Source organism: Blautia sp. MCC269, from assembly GCF_018785655.1.
In the GTDB taxonomy this organism is placed as follows: Bacteria; Bacillota; Clostridia; order Lachnospirales; family Lachnospiraceae; genus Blautia_A.
The window spans coordinates 1-14,248 of the sequence record NZ_WQQE01000095.1 but is presented as its reverse complement, the minus strand read 5'-3'; the positions used below and the strand labels follow the sequence as shown (position 1 = coordinate 14,248).

Sequence of the window (14,248 nt, the reverse complement as noted above, 5' to 3'; positions counted from 1 at the left end):
GTCTGGGAATAGCCGATCTTTTCCCCATTTTCATAGCCTTCCTTACGCATGGCAAGTCCCCGGTTGTAGATGAACCGGCAGCATCCCAGGGTCTGATGGATGAAGTTTTTCTGTTCTCTGTTCGGGTAGATCCTGAATTTAATTCCTTTTTGCATTATCCCATCTTATCCTTTTGTCTCTGCGATGTTTTCTGGTTTTCAATATACTGTTTTACTGCTTCCAGCGTGGCACCGCCCACCGTCGATACAAAATAGCTGTTTGTCCAAAGAGTCGGCATTTTCGTTTTAAGATAGGGAAATTCCTGTCTTAAAATTCTGGACGTATAGCCTTTAAATGACTTTACAGCTTTGTGGATGCCAAACTGAGGATCTACTTCCAAAAGCATATGAACATGATCTGGCATGATCTCCATTTCCAGAATGTCTACAGAAAGATTTGCAGCATACTCTGTGAGCAGCTCCTTCAGCCGGACGTCCACACCATTAATTAATACTTTTCGTCTATACTTTGGACACCATACTACATGGTATTTACAGGAATAGACGACATTGTTGTTTGATTTATATGTTGTGTTCATATTTGTATTATACTATAGTTTATTAATTAATACAATTACTATTTTGTCCATCTTCAATTACTTGCATAAATTCGATGGACACATCTTATATCCCCATAGCTGAAGCAAGGGGTTTTACGACGCATTGGATAAATCCAATTTTTTTGCTGCCAATTTCCCCGCAGTAAGTGCAGCTCCATATGCAGCCTCTTCTTCATGTTCAGGAATCTCCATCGGCATTTCGAACATTTCTTCTGCCAGTCTTCTCATCAGCGAGTTTCGGCGAATTCCGTTTCCGGAGCCAGTCAGGCGTGTGGCCTTTTTTCCGGTGAGCTGACACATCTGCTCATACTGCTCATGCAGTTCGTTAAGGATTCCACAGATCACACCGACCGTCAGTGCACCAGGATGAAAATTCTCTACACCGATTCCTGCGATCATGCCCCTGTGAGACGGATCACTTCTTGTCCCTGAAAAAGCTGTATCTACTTTCCATGCAGCTTCTTTTCCATATTTTTCAATAAATTTTTCTGCCTGCTCCTGCATCCGGGAATACAGTCTTTCTTCGGTTTCTGCAGCCTCTCTGTAAAACTGCTCCAGCATCGCATACGCACGACCACCACACAGGGAAGCTCCCACGAGGATATAGCTGTTTTCGGTACAGGGGCGAAGCTCCACACTGCCGCTGCATTCTATAAACTTCTCTGTCACTAAGGAAACCTGGCTACCGGTTCCTACATTCAGGAGCACAGTATCTTTAAGATTCCGGACGGAACCAAACAGACTCGCCTGATTGTCACCGATCGATCCCATTACCGGTACACCGGCTCTTGTTTCTCCGACTAAAAAATGTCCCTTTCTTACTTCCGGCAGATAAGAAATATCTACCCCGGCCTGCTCCAGGGCTTCATACAGAAACTCCTGTTTTTGCAGGTCAAAGCAGCCCCAGCTTGCCGCCATGTCAAGCCCGATAACAGGGACAGTATTTTCACACAGCCGCATAGCAATATAATCACTGATCGTCGTCATCCTTACAGCATCCTTCGGGATCTGATCTTTCTTCTGAAGATAAAAATGTGTCACTACACCATATCCGGACGCCGCCGCACCCACTCCCTGCAAAAGCTCTGCACAGGTTTTTCCGTTTTCCAGCGGAATCTCTCCGCTTCCATCCTGCCAGGTATAGAGAGGACTCACTGCCTTGCCGAAAGCATCCACATACAGCATTCCATGCATCTGCCCTGTAAACCCTATTCCATCTGGCAAACCATTCTCCTTCTGCTGCTTTATAAGAAGCTCCCGGACGATCTCATAGATCCGTTCCGGATCCTGCAGCTTCTGTTCCGGCTTACTGCTCCGCAGAAAAGAATTATGCTCCACTGTTTCCTTTGCAAGCAGCTTTCCCGTTTCTGTGTCTGTCATTACGACACTGACTGTTGTTGTGCCGATATCAATCCCCATGATCCTCATCGTCTGTTTCCGTCCTTTTCTGTGATTTTTGCTATAGAAAATGTCATCATACGAGATGATTATATTATCGTTTGAGGATTAATGCTATCTTTTTTTGTTTTCTATTCTGACATTCCTGCCTGCAGATTTTTATTTCACACACTCTGTGATTAATGCTTCACATCTGTCATATCCCAGCTGCGAGCTGTTCAGACACAGCGTATAATTGCTGGCCTTTCCCCATTTCTGATCCGTATAAAAGTTATAATTTGTCATACGTCTTTTATCTGTGTCTGCCATCATTTTGACAGCTTCCTGTTCAGTGACACGATATAACTGACTGATACGCTGTATTTTTTCCAGCATATCTCCGTGGATAAATACATTCAGCGCATCGTCCCTGTCTTTCAGAATATAATCTGCATTTCTTCCAATGATCACACAAGGCTCCTTCCGGGCCAATTCTAAAATAACCTTTCTCTGTGTCTCATACACCATATCTTCTACTGATCTTCCTGTGATATCACGCCCCGCAAGTGCATATGCAAACAGACCTTTTTTCGGAGACAGTTCTGCACTTTCCTGAATATAATCCGGTGACAGGCCGGACTTTTCTGCAATCTGACTGATGATATTTTTATCATAGTAAGCAATTCCAAGCTTCTTTGCGACCTCTTCCCCAATAAAACGTCCACCACTTCCAAACTCTCTGCTGATCGTAATGATTCTTTTTGCCATTTCCAGTTCCTCCTTAACGCAAAACTTCCACTTTATTTTTTCTGATCCTCTTTAAAAATACATATCCTACCAGACATGCGATCACTTCCGTGATCGGAAATGCCCACCAGATCAGTGAAACTCCAATCTGACCATTTCTGACAAACAGCGAAAAGACACCCGCCAGCGGCAGGATAATGATCAGCTGTCTCAAAAGCGAAATAACCAGTGATTCCACACCACCGTCCAGTGCCTGATAAATGCCCTGATATGCAACATTGATTCCTGCGAACAGGAAACTTATAGAAATCACTCTCATTGCTCCGATAAAATATTCTCTTGACGCTCCCGCATTAAACAGCGTTGCGAATCCCCCAGGGAAAATCTCTGTGATTGCAATTCCCAGAATCATTAATACAATTGTATAGATCAGACCATATTTGATCCCATCCTGAATCCTCTTCTTACTTCTCATTCCATAAGCAAATGCAATGATTGGGGTGATCGCATCTCGCAGACCAAAAGCAAGAAACAAAACAAACTGCTGTACCTTATAGAACAGACCATAGGCTGTCTGTGCTGACGGATTGAACTTCAGGATCAGGTTCATTACATAAACCATAATGGACATCAGCGCCTGCGCAATGATTGCCGGAAGTCCGATTGTATAGATCTCCTTGATAATTTCGCCATCCGGCTTCATGTATTTCGCTCCATGCTCGAATTCCTTATTTAATTTGATATGAAAGATAAGCAGTAATACTGCGGATGCTACCTGGCCAATTACCGTTGCATAAGCTGCACCTTTCACTCCCATTTCCGGGCAGGGTCCAATACCATAGATCATGATCGGATCAAGGATGATATTTACAACTGCTCCAACCACCTGACCAATTGTGGAATAAAGAGAACGGCCTGTTGCCTGGAGTAACTTTTCAAATAAAGAAAAGAAGATAATACCAAAAGAGATCACACAGCATATCCTCAAATAGCTGACTCCCATCTCTAATACTTCTGTATCTACTGTCTGCGATGAAATATATGCTTTCACACCAAAGATACCAAACAATAAGCAAACCACATAAATGATCACTCCTAGAAACAGACTGTTTCCTGCTACCTTTGCAGCTTTTTTACTGTTTCCCTGTCCAAGTGTCCTTGCAAGAAGTGCATTGGTCCCTACACCGGTTCCAATCCCCACTGCCACCATAAGCATCTGCACCGGAAATACCAGTGTCAAAGCATTAAGTGCTGCCTCACTGCCTGCTTTCATATTTCCCACAAATGCACTGTCTACAATGTTATAGACTGCCTGCAATGCCATAGACAGGATCATCGGGATTCCCATTTGGACCATCAGCTTATTTACCGGCATCTCCTTCATCTTGTTGCTTTCCGCCATTTTGTTTTAACTCCTTTCTTTTTAGCACAAAAAAAGTGCGCACCTTGTCATATAAGCTGGACTTACGCTGACATGCTACACACTTTTTCATGGCGATATTCATTTTTGCAAAATGAAAACGAGTAGCCGGTAAACTGGATTTACGCTTACTTGCTACTCGTTTCTTGTAATTATATTGCCTCTTTTTCAAAAAGTCAAACAAAATTTTTCTTGCATTCTTTCTTCTTTTTCGTTTATAATATGTCCGAAGAAAATAATAATTATACTAAAAGCCGGCTTGTAAAAGCGTGAAATCATAAGGATTTGCTTGTCCTTACAGATTTCACGCTTATTTTTTTGCAATGCCATAAGGAGGTCGTGTCACACCTGCAGCTACACTGATCGGTACGATGTTGTCAATAAAGCCTCTTTTAACGATACAGGAGGAAAAACTGGACTCTTACGCCAAATCACGTGGTTCCATGAAAAAAGCAGAAGAAAAAATGATCCTTGCGATCCAGTCTGACCTCAAAAAAGATTTTCCCATCAGGGTATGTGGAAATTGCATATCTGAGCTGCCGGTCCCGGTGCAGTAGGTATTGCTATCAGTTTCAGATAACAGATAGCTCAAACAAATCGTTTATCCAAAAAACAAGTAGCCGGTAAACTGGATTTACACCCACCTGCTACTCGTTTGATGTAATTATATTTCCTGCTCAGGTTTCTCGATTCTGAGCATGCGATATCCAATTCCTATGTGCGTCTGGATATATTGTACACCGTTTTTTTCAAGCTCCAGTTTTTTCCGCAGTGTTGCCATAAAAACCCTGAGAGAAGCAACATCGTTTTCCGAGCAGCGTCCCCAGATCTGCTGAGTAATATATGTATGTGTCAATACTTTTCCAACATTACGGGATAAAAGGCAGAGCAGCTTATACTCAATGGGCGTCAGATGCAGTTCTCTGTCCTTCAGGAATGTACAGCCAGCCGTGTAATCTATCTTTAATCCACCATTTTCAAAAACAGATGTTTCCAGCTGTTTTCCTGCCGGCGTTATGGCAAGCCGCCTTTGACTGACACGGATACGCGCAAGTAATTCTTCTACTGAAAATGGTTTTGTGATATAATCATCTGCACCCGCATCCAGTGCCTCTATTTTGTCCGTATCTTCACTTCTGGCACTGATCACGATGATAGGCATATTCGACCAGGTACGGATTTTCTTTATTACCTCTACTCCTTCCATATCAGGAAGGCCCAGATCCAGAAGAACGATATCCGGATTGTGTGATGAAGCCTCCAAAATGGCCGAAGCCCCATTTTCTGCAGCCAGATATTTATAGTCATGTGTTTTTAAAGTGGTAACGATCAGGTTCCGTATGGGTCTGTCATCCTCAACCACCAGAATTAATGTCTTATTCATTTAATGTCACCTCGCTTAATGGTAAAGTAAAAGTAAAATTACATCCATGCGGAGCATGATCCGAAAGAACCAGTATTCCATCGTGTGCTTCTATGATAGAGCGGCAAAGTGCCAGGCCAAGCCCCAGACTCCGTTGGCTGTCTGCAACGGTTGTTTTCCCTGTATAAAACATCTCAAAAATATGTGGCTTCATTTCATCCGGAATTCCAGGGCCATTATCTTCCACGCTTACCTGTGCTTTCCCGGCTTTTTTGAACCCCCGAATGCTGATGACAGAGCCTGACGGCGTATATTTTATCGCATTATCAATCAAATTTACCAGAACCTGTATAATAAGATGCACGTCCATACGTGTAAGAACAAGTTCTTCACAGTCCGCCACGATCTTATACGCATCATGCTTCCGGCTGACATGCCGGAGTGACTCTGCTATTACCTCATCCAAAAGCTGATCCGTAAATTTAAACTTCAATCTTCCATCATTGAGCCTAGTGATTGAAAGCAGATTTTCCACAACTCCGATCAGCCACTCTGAATCCTCATGGATGTCCGTGTAGATCTGATACCTTGTAGCTTCATCCAGACGGTCACTGTTACTGAGAAGCATATCTGCATTTCCGGAAATAGAACAAAGCGGAGTACGCAGGTCATGGGAGATCGCCCGGAGAAGATCGCCACGCAGCTGCTCATTTTTTGCTAAAACCGCATTTTTTTCTTTTTCTATGGCATTTTGTACATTCTCCATTGCAAGTGCACATTCATTTATTACAGACAGCAGGATGCTGTATTCATAAGAGTCCAGTGTTTCTTTCTGCAGAGGGATCCCGATTACGCCATAAACATTATTCCCGCTTCGAATTGCCAGATATAAGCATTTTGCCTGTGAGAAATACTGTGTGGATGCGCCGGCACGCTGTCTGTTTTCATAAGTCCATCTGGCCGCCTGTTGTTCTTCCTGTGTCAGAAAATCCTCTGTGCTCTCTTTTTCCCCGGAAAAAAGCTTTCCTTCTGATAAAGTTCCATTTTCCACAACATATGCCGTGATGCTGCGGTTTAACAGGCGTATCAGCTGTGTACAGGTAACTCCGAGGATTTCTGTCTCACTTTTTGCCTTTTGCAGCAGACGATCCGTATCAAACAGAACCTGTGTGCGAAAGGCAATCTGCGAAGACAGCTTTGCATGCATTTTCAGCTTTGCCGCAAGGGTTCCTGTAAGTACGGACGAAATAAGCATTATGAAAAACGTCACCGGATATCCCACCGCATATGTCTCAAAAGACATCCTTGGCTCCATCAGGAAAAAGCAAAATAAGAATACACTTAAAAAGGAGCCGGCTACACTGCAAAGATAACCATCTGTCACGATCGAAGTGATCAATACGCCCAAAATGTATATCGTTACAATATTTGTATCTGTAAGATCCAGTTTCTGAAACAGCAGGCCGATCAAAGTGCATACTGCAAATATAAAAACCGTCAGCAAGTAATCTTTTGCAGACGGTTTTTCCACATACCATGCAAATGGCCGTTTCGGATAGGTTCTGTTTTTTACTGTATCCTCCATTTTCAAGCTCATTCTGTCATTCTCCTTCTACTGCTGTTTTCTGGAATTATATCACGCAGCAGTTCTGTGGTCAAAATTTTTTCTTCATGGCAATGAGCTATATACGGAAGCACTTCTGAAGAGCTCTATATTCTCCTAATACCAGTAATTTATCGTTTTCTGCAAAATATGTTTCCGGTGAAATTGCAATACTGAATTCCTCTTCATTTTTTACTGCCAGAATATTAATATTGTAGCGTTTTCTGATGTCAAGTCCACCCACTGTTTTTCCAACCCATTCTTCCGGCACTTCCACTTCAAAAATTGCATGGGAAGCGTCCACCTCCATATAATCCAGTATATGATCATCTGTATAACGGATGGAAGCCCATTTTGCCACCTGCTTTTCCGGATAAACTACCTTATCGGCACCATTGCGTAAAAGAAATTTTTCCTGAACATCACGTTCAGCTCTGGATATCACCAATTTTGCACCCAGTTCTTTTAGAAGGGATGTTGTTTCAAGAGAATTTTGAAAGCTATCTCCAATGGTCACAAAACAAATGTCGTAGTTTCCAATTCCAAGGGACTGTAAAAATTCAGCATTGGTGCTGTCACCAATCTGAGCATTCGTCACAAATGACAGTACTTTGTCCACTCTTTCTTCCTTCCAGTCAACTGCCATAACTTCATGTCCCAGCTGATTGAGCTGCATGGCAATATGTCTTCCAAACCTTCCAAGTCCAATAAGCAATACATTTTTCATAATATTATTTTTCTCCTTCTTATCCAACTGTGATTTTTTCCAGAGGGAGCTTTGCATTTCCCTTATTTCTTCCGGAAAATACCGCATAGATCAGGGTCAGACCACCTACACGTCCCAGATACATCAGTATGATCAACACGACTTGTGAAAAAACATGAAGTTCCGGTGTGATTCCCAGCGTCAGCCCTACCGTACCAACAGCTGAAGCAGCTTCGTACAGACAATCTAAAAGCGGAAGGCCTTCGTACACACTGATCGCTATTCCGCCGCCAAAGAACAAGGCAAAATATAACATGGCTATTGTCGCTGCATTTTTTATCACATGATATTCAAGTCTTCGCCCAAAAGCTCCTGCATTTTCCTGACTTCGAAATGTCGCAATTGCATTTAAAATAAGTACTGAAAAAGTTGTTGTTTTCATTCCACCTGCTGTAGATCCCGGTGAACCACCAATTAGCATTAACAATATCATAACTGCTTTTGATGCCTCACTCATCTCTGAAATATTTATAGTATTAAATCCGGCAGTTCTTGTCGTTACCGATTGAAACGCTGCTGCTAACAGGCGTTTTCCCATGGGTAATTTTGTCAGATCACAGATATAGAAAAAAACTGCCGGAAATAAGATCAGACATGCGGTAGTCATGAGAATGATCTTGCTTTGCATGCGGTAGCGTTTAAAGTTCAGTTTGTTTGTATAAATATCATCCCATGTGAGAAAACCGATTCCTCCTGTAATGATCAACAGCATAATTACCAGATTTATAAGTATATTTCCGGAATACCCAGTCAGCGATGGAAACATACTGGAATCTGTCCCCAGAATATCAAAGCCGGCATTACAAAAAGCAGAGATTGAATGAAAAACTGACATCCAGATTCCCTTTTTTCCATAATCTCCCATAAAAACCGGCAGCAGCAACACCGTCCCTGCAGCTTCGATCAAAAATGTTCCCCTCAAAATAAACCTTGTCAGTCTGACGATTCCTCCGACTTTTGGAGCTGAAATTGCATCCTGCATGGTGCTTCTTTGCATGAGGGATATTTTCTTTCCGGAAAGAAGGGAAACAGACGCAGCCACAGTCACTACTCCAAGCCCACCTGTTTGTATGAGTGCAAGAATGATCGTCTGGCCTGCCAGGGACCAGTAGCTTCCAGTGTCCTTTACCACAAGACCTGTAACACATACCGCCGAAGTGGCTGTAAAAAGTGCCTCATGAAATGGTGTGATCACTTTCTCCGCAGAAGAAAATGGAAGCATCAGCAGAACGGTTCCCAAAAGGATCACTCCTGCAAACCCCATGATAATCAGCTGAAAAGATGTCATATGTTTTTTCTTATATGATTTTTCCGGCATAAATGATCAGAACTCCTTATCAATACTTTTAACAGTGCTATCCTCGTAACGCATTTTATTATATATAACTGCTTTCAAAGATAGTATAAAAGTCTCTGCTTCCGTATTAAGATTTTATAAAGATATGATATTGAATTGAGAATTATTTTAACCGAATCAAGGAAATTACCTGTTTTGATGATCCTAAGCATTACCTTAATACTACAGTTTTTTAATTGTAAACTCATTTTACATTTGCAGTTGACATTCAATATTTCTATGTGATAAAGTGATACCCGTACAAAAAAACTCAAAAGGAAGGTATTGACATGAACACTGCATCATGCGAAAAAGAAGCTCCATCGCTTTCCAGAGATGAAGCCATTGCAATTTTAGATACTCCGGACGAAGAACTTGAGGCACTGATTGACCGTGCCAGCAGTTTACGTTACAAATATAAGGGAAACCGGGTAAGCATCCACATCCTTACCAATGCCCGCAGTGGTAACTGTTCCCAGGATTGTGCCTACTGTGCCCAGTCATGTCGTTCCACTGCCGATATTGATAAATACAAATGGGTAGATGAAGACAAATTATATCAGGACAATGATTTCGTAAATGATTATCATTTATCCAGACATTGTATCGGACTGAGTGGTATGAAATTTACAGATAAAGAGATCGAGGAGCTGGCCCGCAGGATCCGCAAAATGAAAGAACACGGAACTCATCTCTGCTGCTCCATAGGCTTTCTCACAGAGCACCAGGCAAAAATGCTCAAAGAGGCTGGTCTTGACCGGATCAACCATAATCTGAACAGCAGCCGTTCCTTTTATCATAATATCTGCAGTACACATACCTTTGACCAGCGTGTCCGGAATATCCATATGCTTCAGGGACTTGGTTTCGAGATCTGCAGCGGCGGTATCATTGGCATGGGTGAAAGCAAGGAAGACGTTGTTGACATGCTTCTGGAATTACGTGAGATCCAGCCGGAAGCACTGCCGATCAACTTTCTTCTTCCAATCAAGGGAACTCCTCTCGGAAATGCAGATATTTCCCAGCTGACAACAGAATACTGTATGAAGGTCCTATGCCTGGCAAGACTTCTTGTACCTAAAGCAGATATCCGATGTGCTGCCGGAAGAGAAGTTTATTTTAAAGGCGAAGAAAAAAAACTGCTCAGTGTTGTAGACTCTATTTTTGCTTCCGGTTATCTTACAGAAGGTGGTCAGGGAATCGAAGACACTCTCAAAACCATTACGGATGCAGGATTCACCTATGAGATTGAATCTGCGTAAGCATCCTTATGGACATATGACCTGTCATACACACTTACAGCATTTCATTACTTACCCGAACCAGTAAATATATTACCTTTTTCAAAGGAGGCTCTTTCAATATGAATCAGACAAATACTGTCTCTGCACCACGTACAAAAACCTACGAGATCACCATGACCGCTCTTATGGCAGCTGTCACCTGTATTCTTGCGCCGCTGTCCATTCCGATCGGTCCGGTTCCGATCTCATTTACCAATCTTGCCATCTATCTGTCCCTTTATCTTCTCGGATGGAAAAAAGGAACCATCAGCTATCTGATCTATCTGCTGCTTGGACTTGTAGGTCTTCCGGTATTTTCCGGATTTACCGGCGGCCCCGCAAAGCTGGCCGGTCCTACAGGCGGATACATCATCGGCTTTATCGTTATGGCTGTTATTGCCGGACTGGTAATTGACAACTGCCATAAACCTCTGATCCAGCTCGTTGGTATGATCGCAGGAACAATTGTATGCTATCTTTTCGGAACTGTATGGTTCTGCATCGTTGCAGATTCCACTTTCAAAGCAGCTCTTGGAATCTGTGTAATTCCGTTTATCCCGGCAGATCTCATAAAAATGATCATCGCCATGATCATCGGACCAATGATAAAAAAAAGAATCCGATAAGCTGAAACTCTGATACTCCCAAAAAAGGCAGCAGGAAATGTTGGAAATTTCCTGCTGCCTCTTTATCGCGTTTCATTTTTCTTATCTGAGTTTTTTCTTCAGCTCCTGGATCAGTTCAAAATAATCTCTGTGCTTCATCTCCGGGAAAGCCTTAATGATTCTTCCCTGGCCGAATACCGTATGGTTTGTGATAGAGCTTGACAGCTCATCAAACTGTGCCTGAAGCTCCGCTTTCTTCATCCGAAGCATTTCGGCAGATTTTTCTCTCTGAGCCACAGTCGCATCTCTGAGCTCTGCCTTAGCAAGAGCAACCTGAACCTTTCCCTCTCCCACCTTCTGTGCTGTATCAATGGTAGTTGTTGCCAGAGTATCACTGAGCTTATCACTCACGATCCGCAGATCCGCACGTACCTTATCCAGTCGGGTAAGCTTCTTATTCAGTCCGCGGATCACCGCCACTGTTACAATAAGATCAGCCAGATACACCGCATACAGAATTGCCATAACAACCCATTCCAGTGTGGAAGGTGTATGAGAAGCCTGACGCTCCACATATTTCTGAAAAACCTTTACAACCATCACAATGGCAAGTCCCCATATCAGAGAAAACTCAAGACAGATATAGCCGTGAAAATTCAGCGGCTTATTAGAATAATCCCACCATCTTGCATGGAAGCATACATCCAGAAGCCATCCGGCAACCAGCTCTACCGCAGTTGCAAGAACGATTCCAAACAGAAAGATCATTCCCTCACTCATCTGATGTCCGCCGCTCTGAAGCGTATTAAGCAATGCAAACACGGAAAGTACACCAAATCCGTACACCGGGCATACCGGACCGTTGAGAAATCCCCGGTTTATAACCTTTCCTAAGGTTACTGCATGGAAGATAACTTCAACGACCCATCCTCCAAAAGAATAAAACAAAAAATACAGACATATCTGAAAATACGTCATCCCGCAAATCATCCTGTACTCCTCCTTTACAGCTGTCAAGATTCCGGCAGCTATTCTAGGGGTCAGTACCATCACCTCTGCCGGGGTGATTTTGATTATATCATATCACCCCTCTCATTTACATCCCTTTATCCGGTCATTCTTCCGAAACAATTTCTTTTTTCACACGAGTGAAGTACAGAAAGAATCCGATGTTCAGAATAATTCCCACTGTGGTAGATACCGGTGCTGCAAGACCGATCTTTGTCAGGCTGGCATCCGGCTGGATACTCATAAAGTACGCCATTGGAAGTCGTACCAGAAGCGTCTGTACCAGGCCCTGGACCATAACCCATATGGTCTGGTTGTTCCCGTTGAAATAGCCTATCATACTGAACAGAACAGCCGTTACCAGTGTCTCCGGAGCAAACCCCTTCAGATAATCAAAGCCCTTTTGGATAACGCCGGCATCTGTTGAAAAGAATCCTGCCAGCCCATCACCCTTCAGCAGGATCAGGATAAATACCAGACATCCCACAGACAGGCCAACTCCAATTCCCGTAAGCATGGATTTTCTCGCACGTTTCGGCTTTCCTGCTCCTACGTTCTGTGAAACAAAGGAGGCCATGGACTGCATCAGGGAGCTTGGAACCAACATGGCAAAGTTTACGATCTTACATGCAACTCCGTAACCGGAGGATGCTTCCAGACCCAGGCGATTGACAAATGCGCACAAGGCCAGAAATGAAATCTGTGTCAGGAATTCCTGAAGTGCCAGCGGCAGTCCGATCTTAAGAAAACGTCTGCACTGAGGATTCAGCCGGAAATCTTTTTTTGTAATGGTAAACGGAAGCTTCTTCTTTATCAGCAGAACTACTGCAAATACAACACTTAAGGCCTGAGCAGAAACCGTAGCAATAGCTGCTCCTGCTGCATCCATATGTAACCCGGCTACCAGTACCAGATCTCCGATCACATTTACAATACATGCCACCAGCACAAACAGCAACGGAGATTTACTGTCACCAAGGCCACGGAAAATAGCAGACAGTAGGTTATACGCAACAATAAAGAAAATTCCGCTGCCACAAATCCGTACATAAGATGCAGTCAGCGCTACCGCTTCTTCCGGTGCCTGCATCAGCATGGAAATCGGATGTGCAAAGCCTACCATAACAATAAACAGCACGATAGAGATCATGGTAAAGACGATTGCAGCCCCACCGATAACGGAGCCGATCTGCTCCGGTCTTTTTTCTCCAAGATAACGTGCGATCAGAACTGTGATACCCATAGCAAACTGGATCACTACAAAGGTAACCAGATTCAGTACCTGACTTCCGGTGGAAACCGCTGACAGTCCGGATGTGGAACCGAATCTTCCAACTACAAGAAGATCGACCGCACCATAGGCAGCCTGCAGGATCAGCGCACCGAGTACCGGCATCATAAATGCAACCAGCTTCTTCAGGATATTTCCCTGGGTAAAATCTGCCTTATCATTTGTCATAATGTTCCCTCCTGTCACACATGATCTGATAAAATTTCCCGATGGTTCGGATCATATTGTCTGCTTCTTCTTCGGAAATCTCTGAAAGATAGGGCGCCAGACTGCTGAAATAATCCTGATCATACTTCCTGGAAAGCCTCTCTCCTTTTTCTGTTATGGAAATGTAAGTAACGCGCCCGTCATCCGGAGACGTAAGCTTCTGAAGATATCCCTTTGCCTCCATTTCTTTCACTGTTCTGGTAACACCCGGACGCGGAAGGTTCATGGCATCACTGATATCAGAGAGCCGGATATCCTTTTTTTCCCGCTGCAGAGAATGGATCACATCCAGATACTGTATGTAGGATGGCATCACCCCCTGGGGCAGTGGCGGAAGCATATCCCGGATCCGCTTTGCCTGATAAAATGCATCAAACATCCGCTTGATCTTTTCATTTGTCATAAAAAAACTCCTTATATAATTATCTTCGTTAATTACCATTGATAATTATATAAGAATTTCTGATTTTGTCAAGCCTTTTGACTTTAGCTCCAGCAAAGCTGCTGTATGATACCCGTCGTACCCTTCTCTTAAACTTTCACGCGTAATGTTTCGCAATTACCTAGTCAAGACCACCCGCTTAGCGGGTGGCTTGCTCTGTCCCTATAAGGGACTATTCCCTGCTTGCGCCCGGAAGGCGCAC

Annotated in this window: 15 protein-coding genes and 1 pseudogene; 3 read left to right on the top strand and 13 right to left on the bottom strand. The window is 43.4% G+C overall.

The window, feature by feature from the left end; all coding sequences use genetic code 11:
• From GPK88_RS19690 to GPK88_RS17775, 6 genes are all read right to left on the bottom strand, one after another.
• Positions 1 to 155, bottom strand: a 155-nt coding sequence (locus tag GPK88_RS19690; protein WP_215707303.1) for a helix-turn-helix domain-containing protein, incomplete at its 3' end; no start/stop codon positions are given.
• Positions 155 to 577 carry an IS200/IS605 family transposase gene (tnpA, locus tag GPK88_RS17795; protein ID WP_215708095.1) on the bottom strand — a complete coding sequence of 141 codons (423 nt, stop codon included), beginning with the start codon at positions 575 to 577 and terminating at the stop codon, positions 155 to 157. The genes GPK88_RS19690 and tnpA, both read right to left, overlap by 1 nt.
• Positions 578 to 691: 114 nt before the next feature.
• Positions 692 to 2,017, bottom strand: a complete 1,326-nt coding sequence (locus GPK88_RS17790; RefSeq protein WP_195567646.1) for a sedoheptulokinase — start codon at positions 2,015 to 2,017, stop codon at positions 692 to 694.
• Between the two features lie 138 nt (positions 2,018 to 2,155).
• Positions 2,156 to 2,743, bottom strand: coding sequence for a cytidylate kinase-like family protein (locus GPK88_RS17785; protein ID WP_173762990.1), 588 nt, complete (start codon positions 2,741 to 2,743; stop codon positions 2,156 to 2,158).
• Between the two features lie 13 nt (positions 2,744 to 2,756).
• A complete protein-coding gene (locus GPK88_RS17780; protein ID WP_173762991.1) occupies positions 2,757 to 4,124 on the bottom strand; it encodes an MATE family efflux transporter in 1,368 nt (455 codons plus the stop codon).
• On the bottom strand, positions 4,084 to 4,326 hold the full coding sequence (locus tag GPK88_RS17775) for a hypothetical protein (RefSeq protein ID WP_195274283.1): 243 nt from the start codon (positions 4,324 to 4,326) through the stop codon (positions 4,084 to 4,086). The genes GPK88_RS17780 and GPK88_RS17775 overlap by 41 nt, the downstream gene beginning before the upstream one ends.
• Before the next feature lie 160 nt (positions 4,327 to 4,486).
• Between GPK88_RS17775 and GPK88_RS17770 the strand changes: the two are divergent.
• Positions 4,487 to 4,699 (top strand): annotated as a pseudogene (locus GPK88_RS17770) (DegV family protein); the annotation flags it as partial.
• Positions 4,700 to 4,806: 107 nt separating this feature from the next.
• Here GPK88_RS17770 and GPK88_RS17765 read toward each other — a convergent pair.
• From GPK88_RS17765 to GPK88_RS17750, 4 genes are all read right to left on the bottom strand, one after another.
• A complete protein-coding gene (locus tag GPK88_RS17765; RefSeq protein ID WP_173772359.1) occupies positions 4,807 to 5,526 on the bottom strand; it encodes a response regulator in 720 nt (239 codons plus the stop codon).
• The gene (locus GPK88_RS17760) at positions 5,519 to 7,102 is read right to left on the bottom strand and encodes an ATP-binding protein (RefSeq protein ID WP_173772361.1); all 1,584 of its coding nucleotides are present in this window, start codon (positions 7,100 to 7,102) and stop codon (positions 5,519 to 5,521) included. Before GPK88_RS17760 ends, GPK88_RS17765 begins: the two co-directional genes overlap by 8 nt.
• Before the next feature lie 85 nt (positions 7,103 to 7,187).
• Positions 7,188 to 7,835 (bottom strand): potassium channel family protein, encoded by a 648-nt coding sequence (locus GPK88_RS17755; RefSeq protein ID WP_173759589.1) that lies wholly within the window; start codon positions 7,833 to 7,835, stop codon positions 7,188 to 7,190.
• Positions 7,836 to 7,854: 19 nt separating this feature from the next.
• Entirely contained in the window at positions 7,855 to 9,192 is a 1,338-nt protein-coding gene (locus GPK88_RS17750; protein WP_118368712.1) for a TrkH family potassium uptake protein, read from the bottom strand.
• A 308-nt stretch (positions 9,193 to 9,500) separates the two neighbouring features.
• Here GPK88_RS17750 and bioB point away from each other — a divergent pair, with 308 nt between their 5' ends.
• Together bioB and GPK88_RS17740 are read left to right on the top strand one after the other, a co-directional pair.
• Positions 9,501 to 10,472, top strand: a complete 972-nt coding sequence (gene bioB, locus GPK88_RS17745) for a biotin synthase BioB (RefSeq protein ID WP_110102912.1) — start codon at positions 9,501 to 9,503, stop codon at positions 10,470 to 10,472.
• Between the two features lie 101 nt (positions 10,473 to 10,573).
• The gene (locus GPK88_RS17740) at positions 10,574 to 11,119 is read left to right on the top strand and encodes a biotin transporter BioY (RefSeq protein WP_015527251.1); all 546 of its coding nucleotides are present in this window, start codon (positions 10,574 to 10,576) and stop codon (positions 11,117 to 11,119) included.
• A gap of 81 nt (positions 11,120 to 11,200) precedes the next feature.
• Here GPK88_RS17740 and GPK88_RS17735 read toward each other — a convergent pair whose 3' ends face one another.
• From GPK88_RS17735 to GPK88_RS17725, 3 genes are all read right to left on the bottom strand, one after another.
• Positions 11,201 to 12,088 carry a putative ABC transporter permease gene (locus tag GPK88_RS17735; RefSeq protein WP_021977018.1) on the bottom strand — a complete coding sequence of 296 codons (888 nt, stop codon included), beginning with the start codon at positions 12,086 to 12,088 and terminating at the stop codon, positions 11,201 to 11,203.
• 124 nt (positions 12,089 to 12,212) lie between these two features.
• Positions 12,213 to 13,565 carry an MATE family efflux transporter gene (locus tag GPK88_RS17730; protein WP_173762993.1) on the bottom strand — a complete coding sequence of 451 codons (1,353 nt, stop codon included), beginning with the start codon at positions 13,563 to 13,565 and terminating at the stop codon, positions 12,213 to 12,215.
• Positions 13,555 to 14,007 (bottom strand): MarR family winged helix-turn-helix transcriptional regulator, encoded by a 453-nt coding sequence (locus tag GPK88_RS17725; protein WP_044960451.1) that lies wholly within the window; start codon positions 14,005 to 14,007, stop codon positions 13,555 to 13,557. The genes GPK88_RS17730 and GPK88_RS17725 overlap by 11 nt, the downstream gene beginning before the upstream one ends.
• Between the last annotated feature and the right edge of the window lie 241 nt (positions 14,008 to 14,248).